The 18,807-nt window shown below is 46.7% G+C and carries 19 protein-coding genes; 2 read left to right on the top strand and 17 right to left on the bottom strand.

The window, feature by feature from the left end; translation table 11 throughout:
- Positions 1 to 13: 13 nt before the first annotated feature.
- Together secD and secF are read left to right on the top strand one after the other, a co-directional pair.
- Positions 14 to 1,915 carry a protein translocase subunit SecD gene (secD, locus tag ACX1N5_RS08645; protein WP_131381279.1) on the top strand — a complete coding sequence of 634 codons (1,902 nt, stop codon included), beginning with the start codon at positions 14 to 16 and terminating at the stop codon, positions 1,913 to 1,915.
- An 8-nt stretch (positions 1,916 to 1,923) separates the two neighbouring features.
- Positions 1,924 to 2,889 (top strand): protein translocase subunit SecF, encoded by a 966-nt coding sequence (gene secF, locus ACX1N5_RS08640; protein ID WP_131381281.1) that lies wholly within the window; start codon positions 1,924 to 1,926, stop codon positions 2,887 to 2,889.
- A gap of 56 nt (positions 2,890 to 2,945) precedes the next feature.
- Here the strand turns inward: secF and ACX1N5_RS08635 are convergent, their stop codons facing one another.
- The 17 genes from ACX1N5_RS08635 to ACX1N5_RS08555 all read right to left on the bottom strand — a co-directional run bounded on the left by ACX1N5_RS08635 (position 2,946) and on the right by ACX1N5_RS08555 (position 18,806).
- Positions 2,946 to 3,578, bottom strand: a complete 633-nt coding sequence (locus ACX1N5_RS08635; protein ID WP_458801406.1) for a 4'-phosphopantetheinyl transferase family protein — start codon at positions 3,576 to 3,578, stop codon at positions 2,946 to 2,948.
- A 317-nt stretch (positions 3,579 to 3,895) separates the two neighbouring features.
- Positions 3,896 to 4,330 (bottom strand): excinuclease, encoded by a 435-nt coding sequence (locus ACX1N5_RS08630; RefSeq protein WP_458801407.1) that lies wholly within the window; start codon positions 4,328 to 4,330, stop codon positions 3,896 to 3,898.
- A 9-nt stretch (positions 4,331 to 4,339) separates the two neighbouring features.
- Positions 4,340 to 5,563 carry a beta-ketoacyl-ACP synthase gene (locus ACX1N5_RS08625; protein ID WP_458801409.1) on the bottom strand — a complete coding sequence of 408 codons (1,224 nt, stop codon included), beginning with the start codon at positions 5,561 to 5,563 and terminating at the stop codon, positions 4,340 to 4,342.
- The gene (locus ACX1N5_RS08620) at positions 5,563 to 6,288 is read right to left on the bottom strand and encodes a 3-ketoacyl-ACP reductase FabG2 (RefSeq protein WP_458801411.1); all 726 of its coding nucleotides are present in this window, start codon (positions 6,286 to 6,288) and stop codon (positions 5,563 to 5,565) included. The genes ACX1N5_RS08625 and ACX1N5_RS08620 overlap by 1 nt, the downstream gene beginning before the upstream one ends.
- 5 nt (positions 6,289 to 6,293) lie before the next feature.
- The gene (locus ACX1N5_RS08615) at positions 6,294 to 6,725 is read right to left on the bottom strand and encodes an ApeP family dehydratase (RefSeq protein WP_458801413.1); all 432 of its coding nucleotides are present in this window, start codon (positions 6,723 to 6,725) and stop codon (positions 6,294 to 6,296) included.
- Positions 6,722 to 7,921, bottom strand: a complete 1,200-nt coding sequence (locus ACX1N5_RS08610) for a beta-ketoacyl-[acyl-carrier-protein] synthase family protein (RefSeq protein WP_458801414.1) — start codon at positions 7,919 to 7,921, stop codon at positions 6,722 to 6,724. Before ACX1N5_RS08610 ends, ACX1N5_RS08615 begins: the two co-directional genes overlap by 4 nt.
- The gene (locus ACX1N5_RS08605; RefSeq protein WP_458801416.1) at positions 7,921 to 8,457 is read right to left on the bottom strand and encodes a DUF3261 domain-containing protein; all 537 of its coding nucleotides are present in this window, start codon (positions 8,455 to 8,457) and stop codon (positions 7,921 to 7,923) included. The genes ACX1N5_RS08610 and ACX1N5_RS08605 overlap by 1 nt, the downstream gene beginning before the upstream one ends.
- A gap of 1 nt (position 8,458) precedes the next feature.
- Positions 8,459 to 9,763, bottom strand: coding sequence for an NAD(P)/FAD-dependent oxidoreductase (locus tag ACX1N5_RS08600; RefSeq protein WP_458801418.1), 1,305 nt, complete (start codon positions 9,761 to 9,763; stop codon positions 8,459 to 8,461).
- Positions 9,760 to 12,096, bottom strand: a complete 2,337-nt coding sequence (locus ACX1N5_RS08595; protein ID WP_458801420.1) for an MMPL family transporter — start codon at positions 12,094 to 12,096, stop codon at positions 9,760 to 9,762. The genes ACX1N5_RS08600 and ACX1N5_RS08595 overlap by 4 nt, the downstream gene beginning before the upstream one ends.
- Entirely contained in the window at positions 12,071 to 12,667 is a 597-nt protein-coding gene (locus ACX1N5_RS08590; RefSeq protein WP_228259280.1) for a LolA family protein, read from the bottom strand. The genes ACX1N5_RS08595 and ACX1N5_RS08590 overlap by 26 nt, the downstream gene beginning before the upstream one ends.
- 32 nt (positions 12,668 to 12,699) lie before the next feature.
- On the bottom strand, positions 12,700 to 13,131 hold the full coding sequence (locus ACX1N5_RS08585) for an acyl-CoA thioesterase (RefSeq protein ID WP_131381303.1): 432 nt from the start codon (positions 13,129 to 13,131) through the stop codon (positions 12,700 to 12,702).
- Positions 13,121 to 14,677 carry an HAL/PAL/TAL family ammonia-lyase gene (locus ACX1N5_RS08580; protein ID WP_458801422.1) on the bottom strand — a complete coding sequence of 519 codons (1,557 nt, stop codon included), beginning with the start codon at positions 14,675 to 14,677 and terminating at the stop codon, positions 13,121 to 13,123. The genes ACX1N5_RS08585 and ACX1N5_RS08580 overlap by 11 nt, the downstream gene beginning before the upstream one ends.
- Positions 14,674 to 15,606, bottom strand: a complete 933-nt coding sequence (locus ACX1N5_RS08575) for an LpxL/LpxP family acyltransferase (protein WP_458801424.1) — start codon at positions 15,604 to 15,606, stop codon at positions 14,674 to 14,676. The genes ACX1N5_RS08580 and ACX1N5_RS08575 overlap by 4 nt, the downstream gene beginning before the upstream one ends.
- A complete protein-coding gene (locus ACX1N5_RS08570) occupies positions 15,606 to 16,352 on the bottom strand; it encodes a glycosyltransferase family 2 protein (protein WP_458801426.1) in 747 nt (248 codons plus the stop codon). Before ACX1N5_RS08570 ends, ACX1N5_RS08575 begins: the two co-directional genes overlap by 1 nt.
- Complete coding sequence (locus ACX1N5_RS08565; RefSeq protein WP_458801427.1) at positions 16,349 to 18,016, bottom strand: AMP-binding protein; 1,668 nt, start codon at positions 18,014 to 18,016, stop codon at positions 16,349 to 16,351. Before ACX1N5_RS08565 ends, ACX1N5_RS08570 begins: the two co-directional genes overlap by 4 nt.
- On the bottom strand, positions 18,013 to 18,561 hold the full coding sequence (locus ACX1N5_RS08560; RefSeq protein ID WP_458801429.1) for a COG4648 family protein: 549 nt from the start codon (positions 18,559 to 18,561) through the stop codon (positions 18,013 to 18,015). The genes ACX1N5_RS08565 and ACX1N5_RS08560 overlap by 4 nt, the downstream gene beginning before the upstream one ends.
- Positions 18,546 to 18,806 (bottom strand): acyl carrier protein, encoded by a 261-nt coding sequence (locus ACX1N5_RS08555; RefSeq protein ID WP_116728977.1) that lies wholly within the window; start codon positions 18,804 to 18,806, stop codon positions 18,546 to 18,548. Before ACX1N5_RS08555 ends, ACX1N5_RS08560 begins: the two co-directional genes overlap by 16 nt.
- Position 18,807: the final 1 nt, after the last annotated feature.

Raw genomic sequence — 18,807 nt, 5'->3', positions numbered from 1 at the left:
AAGAAGATAGCAAATGCGTTACCCTGCATGGAAATATTTGCTGATTATCGTGGTTTTGATTATCAGTACATTATACGCACTGCCAAGCTTATACCCAGATGAACCAGCGGTTCAGATTTCAGGGGCGAAGGCTGGTACCAACATTGACCAGTCGGTCTTGCAAAAAGCAGAGCAAATTTTAAAAAGCCAAAATATTGCCAGTCATGACAACAGCTTTACCAACAATGCTGCCTTACTGCGTGTTTCAAACTCAGATGCCCAGTTAAAAGCCAAAGATGTGTTGCGTCAGGCGCTTGGCGACCAATACGTTGTTGCGTTAAACCTTGCACCAACCACACCAGCATGGTTACAAAAAATTGGCGCCAAGCCAATGAAACTGGGTCTGGACTTACGTGGTGGGGTTCACTTCCTGCTTGAAGTGGACATGGACAAAGCGTTATCTCAACGTATGGAAACTTCGGCAACTGATTTACGCCGTCAACTTCATGACAACAAACTGAAATTTAATAACCTTGCAGTCAATGGCAACGTGATTAACATTCAGTTTGCCAACAATGATGACCGCGATGCAGCGACCAGTTTCTTGCGCCGCAATAACCCAGACTATACCTTGCAAGCATTGGCAACAGATACAGGTTCAACGCTGAACTTGACCTATAGCGATGTCAAAAAACAAGAAATCCAGTCTTATGCAATCAACCAGAACTTAACCACATTACGTAATCGTATTAATGAGTTAGGTGTAGCAGAAGCCGTGGTTCAAAGCCAAGGCAACAACCGTATTGTGGTGGAACTGCCTGGTGTTCAGGATACTGCTGAAGCAAAACGTGTTTTAGGCCGTACTGCTAACTTGGAATTCCGTCTGGTATCTGACCAGAATGACCAATATATTGACCCATATACAAGTAAATATAATGGTCAGCCATTACCTCCAGGCACAGAACTGTTTGCTTACCAGTCTTTAGACAGTGGTCGTCAGTTATTGCTTAACCGTAACCGTATCCTAACTGGTGAACGTGTTCAAAATGCTACGTCTGGTTTGAGCCAAGACACAGGCGGTGCAGAGGTGAACATTACCCTCGACAGCGCAGGTGGTAAACTGATGTCGGATGCAACCCGCAGTGCTGTGGGTAAACGTATGGCAGTATTGTTTATTGAAAATAAACAAAAAATTGCTTACGTGAAAGATCCGAAAACAGGTGCACAAACTGAAGTTCGTACACCATATACCGAGTCTGTGGTAATTAACGCAGCAACAGTACAACAAGTTTTGGGTTCACAATTCCGTATTACGGGTTTAAGTTCACCACAAGAAGCTTCTGAGCTTGCCTTGATGCTACGTGCAGGTGCTCTTGCTGCGCCAATGTACTTTGTCGAAGAGCGTGTGGTTGGCCCAAGCCTTGGTCAAGAAAATATCGACAAAGGGATTCTATCGACTGAAGTCGGTTTTATTCTGGTTGCGATCTGGATGGTGGTGTTCTTCCGTGTCTTTGGTGTGATTGCCAACTTTGCACTGGTGATTAACATTGCCATGATTCTGACGGTCATGTCTTGGATTGGCGCATCGCTGTCGCTTCCAGGTATTGCGGGTATTATCATCACCATTGGTATGGCGGTTGATGCCAACGTCTTGATCTGTGAGCGGATCCGAGAAGAAATCAAATGGGGAGCCTCGCCCAAACAGGCCATTGTGGCAGGTTATGAACGTGCCTATAACACCATTTTCGACTCGAACTTGACCACATTTATTGTTGCTTTCATTTTGTTCGCCATCGGTTCTGGCCCAATCAAAAGTTTTGCGGTAACGCATATGATCGGTATTGTCTGCTCAATGTTTACCTCAATTACCGTGACCCGTGCCATTGTGCAATTAATTTATGGCAAAAGCCGTGACTTGAAAAAGTTGAGCATTTAAGGAGATCTATGATGACCAATGTGACTCAACCTAAATCAAAACAATACGGTCGCCCTGACAATGAACGCATTATTGGCTTCATGAAGATCAGCAAGCCTGCTGCCTTCGCGTCAATTTTAATTACCATTGCCAGTATCTTCTTTATTGCCTTTCGTGGTCTAAACTTAGGTTTGGATTTTACCGGCGGTATTGCTGCGGAAGTCACCTATCAACAAGCGGTTGATCAGGATCAGGTAATTAAATCGCTTGAATCGGCAGGTTTTCAACATGCAGTGGTACAAACCCTTGGCAGTAATAAAGATCTGTTGATTCGTATGCCTGTACAAAAAGTCAAAGTAGATGATCTGAGCAATACTTTGGCAAAAGCAGTCCAAGTGCCAAATAACACTGCAACCCTGCACAAAGTCGACTCTGTCGGCGGTCAGGTAGGTAATGAGCTGTATGTTCGCTCTGCGGGTGCGGTAGCACTTGCACTGGTACTGATGCTGATTTATGTGACCATTCGCTTTGAGTTCAAACTGGCTGTGGGTGCAATTCTTTCCCTATTTCACGATATCTTGGTGATTTTAGGGGTGTTTGCGCTGATGCAGTGGCCGTTTGACCTCACGACTTTGGCGGCAGTACTGGCGGTAATTGGCTTCTCACTCAACGATAACATCGTGGTGTCTGACCGTATCCGTGAAAACTTCCGTAAAATTCGTGGCGCATCACCGCGTGAAGTGGTCGATATTGCATTGACTGAAACTTTGCGCCGTACTGTACACACCTCTGTAACCCTGTTACTGGTCGTTGTTGCCATGCTAGTTATGGGCGGTGAAGGTCTGCGCTGGTTCTCTGTGGCGATGTTTATCGGGGTATTTGCAGGAACATATTCTTCGATTTATATCGCGACTGCCTATGCTGTGTGGCGTGGTTTGAATCGTCAGGACTTTATTGTACAAGTGAAACCTGAATTTGAAGATGAACATAAATAATTGCTCATTTTCGATTTCAGCTTAAATAAAAACAGCATCTTCGGATGCTGTTTTTTTTATGGTTGAATATAGCCAATCTCAGGGCTTAGGCTCTCACGATCCCGCCATGCCACAGTACACAGCGCATCATTCCAAATCATGTGCTGATAAGAAAATTGCCCCAATTCAGGATGCTGACAATACCCCTGTTGCTGTCCTGCCACAGCTTGGGTATTTAAGGTATTTAAACTCAAACGGATACCCAGACCACAGGCTTTTAAAATTGCTTCCTTGGCTGTCCAGACCTGAAACCAATATTCAGGGTTTTGCCCTGTGGCTTGCCAGTGCTGATATTCATCAGGATGAAAAGCATGCTCAGCCAGTGCCTGAAAACGCACTTTACGCTGTAATGATTCAATATCGATGCCAACATCTTGCACCTGCTGACTCACTGCCAACGCATAATGCTCACGGCCATGACTATGGTTAAACGCCAGTTCAGGATAATTTCCCAAAAATGGTTTGCCATGCTCAGTTTTGTCAAACTGCAAATCCTGTTCAGTAAGGTTGAGCTGTCGTGCCAAAATCTCTGCTCGATAGGCATAAATCAGTTGCTGCTGATACTGCTTAAATGCCGCCCAATGCTCAAAAGCATCAGGTTGTTTCGAAGCAAGTCGGGACAGCAACTGCAAATAAATTTCAATTTTCATGTTGCTGCCCCTTTAACTAAAGTGATTCAATAGCATAAAGTAAGAGAAATATTTCTAAAAAATCAGATAGTAGAACGTCATCTGCAACTGTTCGAGCCAGAAAAATATTCGCAATATACTGGTTTTGCAATATTTCTGATAAAAGCTAACATTAAGCGAGTTTTGCAGATGACAATGGTTTTGCTTACTTTTCCCGAAAGAAAAGTAAGCCTTACTGAAAGTTAATCCTGAAATCCTAGTCAAAATAATAAGACTCCGTCATGAGGATTCATTTTTTAATATCTGAATCAACAGGAGCTTTCCCAAACTCATATAACTTAAAATCTAACAAGATCACCCTTGAGCGCAACCCCTGCCATAGCCGTGCCTTTATGGCATTCATAGGTAGTGGTACTACGTGTTTCATGTGACTTGTAGTAACTAACAATATTGATCACGGCATTAGCACCCTGTTGTTTTGCTGCGGTTTGCAGTTGAATCAATGCTGAACGCAGCACCCAATCACAGGATTCCTCTGCCGACTTCATAAAACCATTGGTCTTTTTATTGGTCACTACATCTTTTTGCAACACCCGACCACCTGAGTTCGTCCCTGCCAAATAGAATTTGACTGAACCATCCAGCGTACCATCTGCCATTGCACGTTGTACTGCCTGCTTGAAGTCCAGTTGATGGACATCATCGGCAGCATGAGCAGACATGCCCAATCCCATAAACAATGCTGTAGTAAATGCCAGTTTTTTTATCATCATATTTTATCCTTATAAATAACGCTTAAAAATCAGTGAAGTATTAATCCCGCCAAAAGCAAAATTATTGGTCATGATGGTCTGTGCCATCATTTGTTTTGGTTGTTCTCGAATATAGTCCAGTTCCCCACACAACGGGTCAACCTGATCAAGGTTTAGCGTCGGAATAAATTGCTGACGCAGCAGCATTTCAATACTCAGCCATGCTTCAATCGCACCACATGCCCCCAAGGTATGCCCAAAATAACTTTTTAACGAGCTAATCGGTTTATAACCTAACACCTGAGCCGTGGCTTGGGTTTCCGCCACATCACCATGATCAGTGGCTGTGCCATGGGCATTGACATAATCAATCTGTTCAGGGGCAACTTGAGCATCTTTCAGTGCCAGTTGCATGCAACGTACCATGCTTGCCTGATCAGGGCGGGTGACATGTGTGCCATCGGTATTGCTAGCATAGCCAATCATTTCGGCATAAATTTGCGCGCCACGTGCCTGAGCATGTTCCAATTCTTCCAGAATCAGACAGCCTGCTCCTTCACCAATCACCAGACCATCGCGCTTGGCATCAAACGGGCGTGGCGACTGTTCAGGATGTTCATTCATACCACTGGTGGCGAGCAACACATCAAACACGCCTGCGCCTGGTGCGCTGAGCTCTTCTGCTCCACCTGCCAGCATTACGGTTTGCTTACCATATTTAATTGCTTCATAGGCTTGACCAATCGACATCGAACCTGAAGTACAGGCACTTGAAGTCGGCAAGGATAAGCCCTTGATCCCAAAATGTACCGTCAGATTGACCAAACTGGTGTGCGCCATCATGCGGATGTAAGTTGTGGCATTCATCTGGCTCATGTCATTGTCCAGAATCATGCGCCCCATTTCACAAACTGCATCGACACTGCCTGCAGATGAACCGTAAGCCACGCCTGTTTCACCACTGCTTAAAACCGGATGATTCAGCAAGCCTGCATCTTCGAGCGCACGTTCGGCACTAATCACCGACATCAGTGCCACGCGCCCCATGCCGCGCATGACTTTACGGTTAAAATGCTTTGGAATATCGAAATGATCAACAGGTGCACCCAAACGCGTACGCAAATCAGTGTATTGATCCCACTCCTGCATATAGCGCACGCCACTTTGACCTTGGGCAAATTTGGCAAAAATCTCATCGGCTGTTTGTCCTAATGAGGTAATGCCCGACATGCCTGTCACCACAACCCGTTTCATCAGATCAGACCTCCATTAACCGAGATCACCTGACGGGTGATATAGGCAGCTTCATCTGAACACAGGAATTTCACCACGCTGGCCACTTCGTCGACCTGCCCCATGCGCTGCATTGGAATCATTTTTAAGGCATGTTCCTTGACTTCATCCGTGACCATTTCAGTTTCGATCAGCCCAGGTGCAACACAGTTCACCGTGATTTTACGTTTTGCCAGTTCCATCGCCAGTGCTTTGGTTGCACCGATCAAGCCTGCTTTTGCTGCACTGTAGTTGACCTGCCCGCGGTTGCCCATAATGCCAGACACCGAAGACATGGTAATAATCCGCCCGCCTTTTCTGAGGTGAATCATCGGCATGATCAGCGGTTTGACCACGTTATAAAAACCGTCTAGAGAGGTTGAGATCACTTCGTCCCAATCGTTGTCGGTTAGGGCTGGAAATGCGCCATCGTGGGTTAAGCCTGCGTTGAGAATAACACCATAAAATGCACCGTGTTGTTCAATGTTCTGTTCCAGACATTCACGTACCGCTTCGCGGTCATTCACATCAAACTGCAATGCATGACTGTTACGCCCCAAAGCCTGAATCTGACTGACCACCGCTTCGGCATCCTGCATACGTGAACGGGCGTGTACGGTAATATCAAAGCCTGCTGCGGCTAACTGTAGTGCAATCGCACGTCCAATGCCACGGCTAGAACCCGTGACCAGAATTCGTCTGTTCATGACGCTTATTTTCCTAATTGTGGTTGTTCATGTGGCTGGTAAACACTGAGCACCGCCGAAATACAATGCTGCTCATAGTGCAGTTCACACTGGAACTGTCCCAAGCCTTCATGCAGATAAGATTGCTGCGCCCGAATGGTCAAAGTCGACCCAAGGGCAAAATGTGATACAGGCAACTGCATTTTGCGTGTACCGAGTAAATAACCAATTTTTGGTGCTTCGCCGCCCTGCTGCCCATGCCGACCTGCAAAGACACTCACGCTTTGCGCCATGATTTCTATCGCTGCCCAGCTCGGCAAACCTTCAGCTTCGCAAAACATTAGTTCAGGACGAATGGTCAGTTGAGTTACCACATAATCTTCGCCAAACTCGCTGACCGTATCGACAAATACCATTGGGGCTTGATGGGGAATAAATGCCGTTGCATCCTGAATCATGCTTGCTGCCTTGCAAAAATTAGACTGATGTTACTGCCACCAAAGGCAAAGGAATTACTCATGGCATACTTCACGGGTTTATTGTGCTGAGCTTGCTGCACATAGTGCTGATCTGCCAGTTCAGGATCAATTTGCCCTGCCTGATGTAGCGGCAACCAAGATTGATCAAGCAAGACGTGCTGACAAATAAAGGCTTCGAGTGCCCCTGCTGCCCCCAGACAATGCCCTGTTTGATGCTTGGTACTACTCAAATGTACCTGATGTGAACCAAATACCTGACGCACCGCTTTGATTTCCATCGCATCATTTTGCGGAGTTGCCGTACCATGCAAATTCAAATAATCAATGTCAGATGGCTGCAAACTTGCGGCAACCAACGCCTGTTGCATGGCTTGCTGTGCCCCGCGCCCTTCAGGGTGTGGCGCAGAAATATGCCACGCATCCATTGATTCGCCTGTACCGACTAACATCACAGGGGCAGCATCTTTGCTAAGCAAAAATAAACTGGCGGCTTCACCGATATTAATGCCATCACGATCTACACCACATGGTCGGCAAATGCTGCTCGACAGACTTTCCAGACTGTTAAAGCCATTCAGGGTCAGTTGACACAAGGTATCTACACCACCGACCAAAACCGCATCGGCAAGACCAGCACTGAGTAACCGCTGCCCTGCAGCAAAGGCTTTGGCACTCGATGAACAAGCAGTAGAAATGCTATAGGCAATGCCTTCCCAGTTTAAATACTGTTTCAAGCCTTGTGCGAGGCTGTTCATTTCCTGTTTCTGGTAGAAAATCGGCGGATGCGCCTGACCTGCAAAATGCTGTTGCAAGAGCTGTTCATTATCGGCAATGCCTGAGGTCGATGTGCCGACAATCACCGCCAAACGCTGACGGGGAAACTGTGCCGTATAAGCATGCACTTGAGCTTCAATTTGCTGTAAAGCGGTAATAGCCAAACGTAAATTACGCGAGTCCAAAACCTGTAACCCATCGGGTAAATCCTGCTGAATGACTTCGCCTGTATAAGCACCCACTAGACAGCTTTGCCCCAAGAGCAAATCATCACGGGTACTCAGGCAACTTTCAGTTTGGGTTAGGGCTTGGCGCACATCCTGTGCACTTGTACCCAAAGCCGATAAACTGGCACTACACTGAATGCCGACTGCGGCTAAATCGTGAATCTGTGCTGACATTAATTCCCTACCTGTAAAGCATCATCCATCGGGCTAAACACAATGGTGTACGGTACATGTAAATTGTCCAGTTGAATACTGTGTGCCTGCTTTTGAATGGTCAGTACATGTTGTTTGGCAATTTCGATCTGCTGGGTATCGCCCTGCTGTTTGACTTCAACATTGGGCTGTCCTGCCTCGGCAAACTTCGGATAAGTCGCAAACAAAATATCCCGTACCACAAAATCAAAAGGCAACAAACGCATCTGTTCAATCCGCTGTTCGACTTTCACTTTTTGCCCGTCAAATTGCAGTTTAAACAGCACTTGCCCTGTCAGACTCAGTCCCAACATGCTCAGGTTTTTGCCCTGCTGCTGTTGATACAGCAGAAAGCTAAAACTTTGCTGTTTCCACTGCACTTCCACCTGATCTTGGCGCTGGTACTGCTGCGCTTGCCACTGTGGTGCAGCCAACGCAGGCGCTTTGGGATAAAAAGACTGACAGGCACTCAGACTACACACCAGTCCCAACAGTACAATCCGTCCGTATCTGTGCATATTAGCCTCCTAAAAGTTGTTCCTGAGGCAAACCTTCACGGCAATATTCGGCAATCATACTCAGGCGGCGTTTGGCATTTTTATGGATCGGGTTACTCATGTCCCACGCATAGCCTGCCAAAAGTGAGGACACCATTTCACGCAGTTTAACATGCTGATCCGAGCTAAAAACCACCTCCTGAAATTCGCCGCTATACCATGACTCGACATAGGCACGAAACACCTGAATACCTTGACGTAACGGCTTTTCATACTCTGCCAGCCAGTCAACAGCCTGACCTTGCAAAACACGCTCGACCAGTGGCACCGCTAGACTTGATGATTTTAGTGCGATGGTTACCCCTGATGAAAATACAGGGTCGAGAAACTCACCCGCATTCCCCAGCAAGGCATAATTGTTCTGTGCCAAATGTTTGACGTTGGCTGAATATCCCACCAATGTTCGCACTGGCGTATCGAACTGGGCACGGCGCAGCACATGTGAAAGCGCAGGATCATCCTGCAAAATACGTTTGAACAATGCTTCTAGAGCTTCAGGCGTATCTGCCCCTGTATAACCGTAATGATCAAAGAAACTTTGCTCTGCCACCACACCAAATGAAGAACGCCCATCAGCAAATGGGATCAGCCAGTACCATGCACGGTGATCTTTTTCATGTACGGTAATCAGGATTTTTTCCCGATCAAACTCAGAGTCGTCCAGAATTCCATCTTCAATATGGGTAAAGATCGCACGGCGTACTGGGAAATCGGACGGGCTTTCCAAGTCCAGAAATTTTGGCAAGATGCGTCCAAAACCACTGGCATCCAGTAAAAATTTACCCTGAATCTGGTAAACATTTTCGGCTTCATCGCGCACAGTCAATACAGGCTGCTCAGCATCAACATCCACAGCAATCACTTCATGCCCATAGCGAATGTCTGTGCCATAGGCTTGTGCCTGATTCGCCAAGAGCTGGTCAAATGGTGCACGACGTACCTGCCAGGTTGTGCCTGGCCCTGCACTAAATTTTTCACGAAAATCATAAAAACTGCGCTGCTTACCGCGCAAAAAACTGGCACCATTTTTATACTGGAAGGCAAATTCGTCGACATGCTCACGCACGGTGTCGAGCAAGCCTGCTTCTTCTAAAAATACCATGCATTGTGGCAATAACGACTCGCCAATCGAAAAACGTGGAAAATGCTGACGCTCCAAAATCACGACATCATAGCCTTTCTTGCGTAACAAGGCTGCTGCTGAACTGCCCGATGGGCCTGCCCCAATAATCAAAACATCGGTGTGCTGTAATTGTAATTCGGTCATTTTACATCTGACTCCGTTTGTGTTTTTAATGTGCGAATCATCTGATACTTGGGATCAGCCATGGTAAATAATGTCGCGTAAAGAAAAGAGAAAATCACCCCGAGCAGTACGGTCAGGCCAAAGCAGTGAATGGCGTAGGTATGGCTAAACGACAACAGACCAAAACCGAGCAAGGTCGACAACATACACAGAAACAATGCCATGCTGACCACTTTCGGATGATCATGCCCATGCCGATAAAAAATCGCATAGTCCACCCCAATCCCGATAATCAGGAAGGTGCCCATAATGCTAAACACATTAATTTCTACACCCAGCCATGCCTGAACCGCAAAGGTACTCAGCAATGCCATGATCACAGGCAACATAAGTGGCAACATCGAATGCCGCCCGTAAATCATACCTAAACCGACAGTCAGGCCAATCATGGCAAATAGCAACAACCACTGTGCCTGTACACGATAATCACGGAACATATTGGATAAGGTCGTAATCGGTTGCTGTAACTGCACATCGGCGGTTTGCAGTTGCTTTAAAGCGGTAACATCATGAATCCCCTGCAACAACACCAAACGCTGCTTGGCATTCGGCTGCAAGAAATACAGTGGATGCTGGCGAAAATCCTGAATGGTCAGCAATGGCTGCTGTGACAATTGTTTTTGCCATGTCAAAATTTCTGTGACAGGTAAATCCAGCGCTTGCGCATAAGCGGTCAGTGCTGACGCGGGAATGTTGATTAATAACTGGCGATTCTGCTGCTGTTCAGTTTGTGACGGCAACCACTGACCCAAAGCCTGAAAACCTTGCAGTTTACCCTGAGTCTGGAGTTGTTGTAGCTGTTGAATCAGTTGCTGTTCACGCTGCTCCAACTGCGCAGTGGACTGTGCATGAATCACAAAATAATCGCTTGCCTGCTGCTGTGAAAAACGTTGGCGAATGTACTGATCTTCCTGTTTAAGCTGTGCATTCATGCTTTGCAGATTGCGAATATCATCGTTACTTTGCAAACGCAGCAGACTCAAACCAGCCACAAGTAAAATGGCAACCACACTGACATAACGCAAGGTCGTCTTTGCCTGAAAATATTCACGTGCCTGACCAATCCAGTGCAAACGTCGAATCGCAGGTTCAGCATTTAGCGGTGGCAAGCGCGGTAACAGCAAAATACTGGTGATCCATGCCGAAACCAATCCCACCACAGAGAACACCGCAATCTGACGAAACCCTGGAAATGGGGTAAAACTCAGCACCAGATATGCTGCCACTGTGGTCATCAGCCCCATAAACAGACTCAGCAACAATGGCATCAAAATCTGAAAGCCCTTGAACTGCCGATGCTGTGATTGCAATGCCATAAAGTAAAATGAAAAATCAACACAAACCCCGATCAGGCTCGCGCCAAACACCAGCGTAATCAGATGAATTTCACCAAACCATGTGTGAGTCACAGCAAGTGCCACCAAACTGCCACTACTGACAGTAATAAATTCAGTCAACATCGGGCGCAGTGAGCGAAAACCAAACCACACCAAGAAAATCAAACCCAAACTTGAGCCTAAACCAATGGTTGAAATTTCCTGCTGTGCGGACTGTGTACCAAAACTGGCAAAAATCAGTGTTCCTGTCCAGTGACTACTGACCTGCTGTGCCTGTAGCTGCGGCTTAACCTGCTCAATCCACTTCGCAACTTTTTCCTGATAATCAATCTTATAAGGACTGTCTTTCAGTTCGAGTACCAACAGACGCGACACCTTGTCATTATCGTGCAAGGTGGCAAAGCCCTGTTCAAGCTGAATGTTTTGAGTATTGTGCTGTGCCAGCCCCATCGCATAACGCGGGAATAGTAACAACGGATCATGCTGCAACAGTTGTTCAGTCACAGGCATACCCGGACTCATCAGTTGCAATAAACTTTGCTCGGACAATGCGGCATAGTCTTTTTGCTGAAGCAACTGCCGATCTTGCGAGGTCAACAAGCCTACACGATGCTGAAACAGCAGCTTGCCAAACTGTTCACTGTCAAACTGTGGGCGTAACGGCTGAATCAGACCACTCTGTGCCACTTGCTGCTGCAAGCGCTGCGTCGCCCGATCCAGTGCCTGACTATTTTTGGCATCCAGCACCACAAACAGCTTGTTGTTGAGCTGCTGGTTCATATATTGCTGCGTGTCTGCCAAATCCGCCTGCTGACTAAACTTGGGCAATAACGCAAAAATATTGGTCTGAATATGAATGTCTTTTTTCAGCCACAGCCAACCCATACTGATGGCACAGCACAGTAAAATGGTCAGCCAAATGGCCGTGGCTTTATTTTGCCAATTGGAATAACGCATGTTCTTGGGCTGTTAGATTTTGAGGTTGGCTAGTTTGCTGACTAAAGCGGATTTGAGTAATATTACGGTCTTTTTCCTGAATCACGATCTGGTTGACATAGCGCCCACCTTGCACATTGACCTGATTAAACAGTTTTTTGAACAGGCTGCTTTTTGGCGTTAACGTTACCGCCCATGCCTGATTGTTATGTGTAGCGCTGACAATATTAAAATTGCTTGCCAAGGCTTTTTCATCACCTGCCATCAACTGTAAAAACAGGGTCGCCACCGAACCATATGGTGACTGCTGTACATTGATCTGACTCATGGTGCGCTGGGTTTTTTGTACCAGTTTTTGCGGCGTCACTACCAGATCAGCCTGTACAGGAGTTTGCATTTGCCAGAGTACACCCTGCTGTTTGCTAAATACCACGTTACCTTTCGAGACATAGGTTTTGTTCAGCGAGATCAGTTTCTTTTGCTGCTCAAAATGCGCATGTACCACAGGCGTTGCCGAGACTTGCTGGAAAATATCACGGACTTCATTGATCGGTGCAGCAAAGACAGCTTGACTGCTGGCTACAGTCAGCATGCCTGCACAAAGTATGGCACGGGTGTTGAATTTCATTTCGTTGCTCCTGTCGGCTGAAAGCCTGACCATGCATGTAAGCGATCAAACAACACTTGTGGAGATTGCAGACACAGTTCTCGGGTTTGAGCATTGACCGCCACCTGCGTGGTGTAGCCTTTGGTCAGACGTTTACCTGTTTCGGCATCAAACACCAGATAATCAATTTTCAGGCGGTTTTCCCATTCTTTTAAAATGGCACGTACCCGAATTTTCTGCTGAAACTGAATGCCATAAACATAGCGCACATGACTTTCAATCACAGGCCACAGATAACCTGATTCCTGCATTTGCAGATAGTTGTAGCCAAACTGATCCAGCAGGTGACAACGGGCAATTTCAAAATATTTTAAATAATGCCCATGCCACACCACATTCATACTGTCCACATCATGAAACGGGACATCAATGGTCACCTCAGCGTACATCTGCATTCTCCACTTGGTTGAACCATGCACTATTCAACAACTTTAATTGCTCGAAACGATCAGCAATCTGTTGCAAATCGTATTGTAATGGTCGGTCTTCTTTAACGAGGGTAAAACTCTGCAACGTCCATGCAACAAATTGCTGCAATACAGGGCTGAGTTGCGCAGTCAGCCCACGCAAATGAATTGCCTGTACACTGGCGCAGCACAGCGCCGCCACCACTTGTTCAGTAAGTACCAATACACGCGTTGCATCACGAGCCGCAATCGTGCCCATGCTGACTTTGTCCTGGTTATGACATTCGGTTGAACGCGAGAAAATAGACGCTGGTAAAGTTTGCTTCAAAGCTTCGGCTGTCCAAGCAGACACCCCGATTTGCACCGCTTTAAAGCCATGATTCAGCGGCAACCGCTCGGCTTCTGCACCTGTCAGATTCCGTGGCAAACCATGATTCATTTTATGATCGACCAACTGTGCCATCTGACGATCGAGTAAATCAGCAATATTGGCGACCATCAGTTTCATGCTGTCCATGGCCTGAGCAATGTGCCCACCATAAAAATGCCCGCCATGTAGCACCCGCAAATTCACAGGATCAATCAGCGGGTTGTCATTGCTGGAGTTAAGTTCATTTTCGATAAACTGACGCAGCCAGACTTTAGAATCTTCAAATACCCCGATCACATGCGGCGCGCAGCGTAGTGAATAACGGTCTTGCAAACGCGGGCTTTGACGCTCGGTTTGTACTTCTGAATTCAACACCTGACGCAAAATACGGGCAATTTTCTGCTGCCCGACATGCGGCTTTTGCGCAAATAGCACTTCATCAAAATGACTCGGATTACCTTCAAGTGCCAAGACATTCAGCGCGGTAATCAAGGTTGCAGCATAAGCAGTTTGCTCGGATTTTTTATAATTTAAACAGGCAATTGCAGTCATTACTGCTGTGCCGTTCATCAATGCCAGGCCTTCTTTCGGGCGCAAACACAGCGGCTCAATCTGATAATGCTGATACACTTGTTGCATCGGAACAATCTGCCCTTGCCAGTACACATCACGCTCGCCGACTAACGCCCCTGCAATATACGACAACGGGGTTAAATCGCCACTTGCCCCAACCGAACCTTCCGATGGAATCACAGGTACAATATTTTCATTCAGCATCCACACCAAACGCGCAAGCAGCGCCAGCGAAACACCCGAATACCCACGCGCCAAAGAACATAAACGGACTAACAGCACCGCACGTGCAGTCACAAGGTCAAGATTTTCACCCATGCCACAGCCATGAAAACGCGACAGCTGTAGCGGCAATTCATTAACCTGATGCTTGGGGATTTCCACCAGACAAGAATCACCATAACCTGTGGTGACACCATAAATCACGCCGTCTTCATCGAGCAGTTGATCGAGAAAATCAGCCCCGCGTTGAATCAATCCACGCCATTCTTTTGAACTGGGTAAAGCCACAGCCATCTGTTGCTGTGCAACCTGTACCACCTGTTCGATGCTTAAAGGCTGTTCCCCAACAATAAGCGTTGTCATTTTTTAATATTCCAAAACTGATAAAAATTAAACCATTGATACGGCGCACGTATGCAATGCTGCTCCAGCAAATCCACATACTTGCGTGTCACGATGGCCATCTGTGGCAAACGTGCTTTACGCGGTAAGTCCACGCATTCGGCAATCGGATGGAAATGCACTTCAAAATTGTGCTGTATGCGATAGCAAAAACTGGCAATCACAGGGACTTTGAGCAAGTTGGCTAAAATCCATGCGCCTTGCGACCACGGTGCATCCTGTCCTAAAAAACTCAAAATCTGTATGCGCTGCGAATGAATCGGCACGCGGTCTGCGGCAATCATCACCCACTCACCTGCATCGAGTTTGTCCTGCAAAATCATGGTGGTTTCCATGCCCAGTTCATCCACCGAAATCAGGGAGACATTGGACTTGGAACTGATTTTTCGCAGGAAAGCATTAAACTTGTCGGCATGCTTCTGATAAACCAGTACATTGATTTTCTGCTGATGTTCGGATTTCAGCGCGCGCAGCAATTCGATATTGCCAAAGTGTGACACCAAAATAATCAAGCCCTGCCCATAGTGACGGCGCAAATGTTCATGCCCATAAATCTGTAAGCGCTGTTCGGAAATTTCCCCGAGCCAGCCCTGCATTTTGTCCACGATGGCTTCTGCAAAGGCAATAAAATGCCGATAGCTATGCTGCCATGTCGGCATCTGCTGAAATGGTGATTGCTGTCCAGCAAACTGATGCAGTTTTTGCAAATAGTCCAGTGACGCCTGACGAGCGCTCGGCGACAGTAGCCAGTACCACATCACTACCACATACAACAGCACCTGAATCAACCAGCGCCCAAACAAGCGATATAACCACAGCACCAGCAGCAAAGGCAGCACACCACCTTTTTCCTTGATTTCATTCCATGCAGGTGGACGCGGATCAGACATCAATCCCGACCTTTCAGACGCTGTGGCAATAAGCGTGGTAAACGACACAACATGCCTGCAAACAGACGCGAATGCATTTTGGTCAGTTCCCAGTTATCTTCCCATAACCGAAAATGCGAAATACCCTGTTCAGGATAAATCACAGGCGTCGCCACATTTTCAAAATGCACACCTGCCCAGCTCAGACGCACCAGAATTTCACTGTCAAACCCCATGCGCGCAGGCAACTCAACCTGATCCATAATCGCCAGTGTAGCTGCCAGTGGATAGACACGGAAACCGCACATACTGTCATGGATTTCCAATGACAGGCTGTTGATCCACACCCAGATATGCGAGGCATAACGTCCATACAAGCGTTTTTTCGGGACACTTTCATCAAAAATCGGCTGACCAATCACCATCGCTTCAGGATGCTGCTCCGATACTGCCAGAAACTTGGCAACGTCTTGCCAGTGGTGCTGACCATCGGCATCAAGCTGCAAAGCATGGCTACAGCCCAGTTCGGCTGCACGACGTAAGCCTGTCATGACTGCCTGCCCTTTCCCCATATTTTGTGCATGTTCAACCAGCACGACATCACTATATTGTGCAGCCAAGTCACGTAAAATCTGTGAGGTTTCAGCATTGCTGCCATCATTCACCAGCACAATCGGCAAGGCAAACTGGCTCAGATATTCAACCAAAGCAGCAAGATGATGCGGATGGTTATACACAGGAATCATCAGGGCAGCACGATAGCTCATGACGTGGCATTCTCCTCAACTGCAAACAGCAACCGCCCTGAAGCAATATTTTTGTCTGCAAGCTTTAACTCAAAACTGACTTTATGCTGCTTACGACTCAAACTGAGCTGCAACACATGATAAGGGCGAATCAGGTCTTGAAACTTCAATTGTTCAAAACCCTGACACCAACGCAAGTCTGCCCAAAGTTCACGTGCGAAATGTTGTAAAAATGCAATCTGACCAACACCAGGGTAAATCGGAAAATTGGGGAAATGCCCCTTGAAACAGGCCAGTTCAGGTGAAAACTCTAACTGGAAAATGTGCTGCTCATCCTGTTGCTGTCGTGACAAAATCACGGGCTGACTGGCTTCTTGAAACAGCTTGATCAGGTCAGGTTTATTCAGTTTGGACTGGCTATTGACAGGTAACTGACTCAAAAAACGCCATTGGCGGGGAATGGCAATCCGCTCCAGCAATGGCTGTAATTGTTGTTTTAATTGAGTCACAAACTGGTGTTTACTTTGCTGTTGCAGTGCTTGTCGGGCAGTATCATTTAACACCGCCACACAGACCAAAAGCTGTCGCTGCTCGCGTTCAATCAGTAGCACATGACACTGACTAATTGCATCTAACTGAAGAATTTTACTTTCAATTTCATCGAGGCTCAGGCGTTTTTCTTCAAGTTTTACAATACGATCCATACGCCCTAACAAATGAAAGGCACTCTGTAGATTGTTTGCTTCAAGCAGTTCAATACGATCACCTGTTGCCACCCAGTCTGCGTCACAGGCATGCGGGCTACGCATCCACAACTGCTGTTGTTCGTCACTACGGACTTCGACATCGGCAAAAGGCTGCCACAGCGCATGATCCGCAGCACGGTGGGCAATGCCTCCCGTTTCAGAACTGCCAAAAATTTCAATGATCGGTACATTGATACTTGCACGCACGCCATCTTCCAGTTTCCCCCCTGAAGAATACAGCGCCGCACAATGCTCAAACAGCACATCACTCGACCAGCGTTTCAGTAATGCAGGGCTGGAAATGACGTAGTTCGGCAGATCTTTTTCAGCAAAACGCTGTTGCAATTGCACAACATATTCGGGGTAAATCAACTGCTCACGGTAGAAACTGCGCCCCGTAGCAAGCGGCAACAAGACCTTAAACAACAAACCGTAAATATGCTGATGACTGACTGTGGCAATCGCTACCACAGATTCAGGCAAGCTAAAACTTTGTGCCAACCCCTGAACTTCACAAAGCAACTGCTGTAATGAACGTAAAATCTGCTTTGGAGTGCCTGTTGAGCCTGAAGTAAAAAATACAATTTCACTGTCATTCAGCAATGCATCGGGCAAAGGCTGAATCGGTTCAAGCGTTAAAACCCGCTGGCGCTGAATAAAAGCAATGCCCTGCTCTGCCAACTGCTGCTGCAACTGCTGCACCTGATTGGGCGGTAAAATTAAACGTTTATGTGCCAACAACACCGCAAAAAATAGCACCAGAAACTCATAACTGTCGTGTTGCCATAGGGCAAAACTAGACTCAGGTAATTGCTGAATTGCCTGTGACTGACTGGAAACATCCTGCCAAAATTCAGCAAAACTCAGTGTTTGTAATTGTGCATCGAAACACAGCGTGGCATCTGCGCTTAAATAATCATTAAAATGGCAAAGATTCATGGTTGATGTAGTCGTTGTTGGCGCTTACGCAAAATAAACTCAGCAGTGAGCAAAATGCCCATGAGCAAATAAGAAATTAAACCGTTATACTGCACCCAAACCTGCATCGGGGCAAAATATACCGTCCATAGCGCAATCAGTGCATTGATCAGGAAAAAACCACACCAGACTTTGGTGACTTGGCGTGTCCAACGTACACCCGACTCAGGTAAGTCAGGTTCAAAAACGCGGGCAAAGCGTTCAATCATGGAAGGAGGTCGCCAAAGGGTCAATGCAAAAATAGATAGTGTCGCCAGACTCATGGCAACAGGATACAGCTTGAGCCATGCCTGATTGCGTAGCAGCAAACTCAAGCCTCCACACAGCATAGCCAAATAGGTCAGTGGCAACAGCGGGCTGTGTCGGGCAGTAAAATAACGAACAACCCCGACTACAAGCAGCAACAAGCTTATTTCCCAGAGTTTTCCATGTGACAAACTCCAGCCTACCAAAAACGGATACGCCACCAACACGATGGCGGTCACGACTTTTAAGAGCTTGGGCATTCTTTTGACATGTTTTGAATGACTAACACCACATCTTCGATGGTGCGTACATTTTTAAAGTCTTCAGGTTTAACCTGCTTGCCTGTCAATTGCTTGATTTTGACAATCAAATCGACAGCATCAATGCTATCAACATCGAGATCTGAATACAGATTCGAGTTCATTTGAATTTTTTCAGGCTCGATCTCAAACAGATCTTCCATCCACTCACGTAACTGAGCCAAAATGTGCTCTTGAGTTAACATT

Source organism: Acinetobacter sp. ANC 4636 (genome assembly GCF_054454555.1).
This window is presented reverse-complemented; position numbering and strand designations above follow the sequence as displayed.

Coding starts and splice junctions, on each gene's coding strand:
- secF (WP_131381281.1), top strand. CDS start 1,924: ATGATGACCAATGTGACTCAACCTAAATCAAAACAATACGGTCGCCCT.
- ACX1N5_RS08595 (WP_458801420.1), bottom strand. CDS start 12,096: ATGCGTTATTCCAATTGGCAAAATAAAGCCACGGCCATTTGGCTGACC.
- ACX1N5_RS08590 (WP_228259280.1), bottom strand. CDS start 12,667: ATGCTGACTGTAGCCAGCAGTCAAGCTGTCTTTGCTGCACCGATCAAT.
- ACX1N5_RS08625 (WP_458801409.1), bottom strand. CDS start 5,563: ATGAAACGGGTTGTGGTGACAGGCATGTCGGGCATTACCTCATTAGGA.
- ACX1N5_RS08605 (WP_458801416.1), bottom strand. CDS start 8,457: ATGCACAGATACGGACGGATTGTACTGTTGGGACTGGTGTGTAGTCTG.
- ACX1N5_RS08610 (WP_458801414.1), bottom strand. CDS start 7,921: ATGTCAGCACAGATTCACGATTTAGCCGCAGTCGGCATTCAGTGTAGT.
- ACX1N5_RS08580 (WP_458801422.1), bottom strand. CDS start 14,677: ATGACAACGCTTATTGTTGGGGAACAGCCTTTAAGCATCGAACAGGTG.
- ACX1N5_RS08555 (WP_116728977.1), bottom strand. CDS start 18,806: ATGTTAACTCAAGAGCACATTTTGGCTCAGTTACGTGAGTGGATGGAA.
- secD (WP_131381279.1), top strand. CDS start 14: ATGCGTTACCCTGCATGGAAATATTTGCTGATTATCGTGGTTTTGATT.
- ACX1N5_RS08585 (WP_131381303.1), bottom strand. CDS start 13,131: ATGTACGCTGAGGTGACCATTGATGTCCCGTTTCATGATGTGGACAGT.
- ACX1N5_RS08620 (WP_458801411.1), bottom strand. CDS start 6,288: ATGAACAGACGAATTCTGGTCACGGGTTCTAGCCGTGGCATTGGACGT.
- ACX1N5_RS08600 (WP_458801418.1), bottom strand. CDS start 9,763: ATGACCGAATTACAATTACAGCACACCGATGTTTTGATTATTGGGGCA.
- ACX1N5_RS08560 (WP_458801429.1), bottom strand. CDS start 18,561: ATGCCCAAGCTCTTAAAAGTCGTGACCGCCATCGTGTTGGTGGCGTAT.
- ACX1N5_RS08635 (WP_458801406.1), bottom strand. CDS start 3,578: ATGAAAATTGAAATTTATTTGCAGTTGCTGTCCCGACTTGCTTCGAAA.
- ACX1N5_RS08615 (WP_458801413.1), bottom strand. CDS start 6,725: ATGATTCAGGATGCAACGGCATTTATTCCCCATCAAGCCCCAATGGTA.
- ACX1N5_RS08575 (WP_458801424.1), bottom strand. CDS start 15,606: ATGTCTGATCCGCGTCCACCTGCATGGAATGAAATCAAGGAAAAAGGT.
- ACX1N5_RS08565 (WP_458801427.1), bottom strand. CDS start 18,016: ATGAATCTTTGCCATTTTAATGATTATTTAAGCGCAGATGCCACGCTG.
- ACX1N5_RS08570 (WP_458801426.1), bottom strand. CDS start 16,352: ATGAGCTATCGTGCTGCCCTGATGATTCCTGTGTATAACCATCCGCAT.
- ACX1N5_RS08630 (WP_458801407.1), bottom strand. CDS start 4,330: ATGATGATAAAAAAACTGGCATTTACTACAGCATTGTTTATGGGATTG.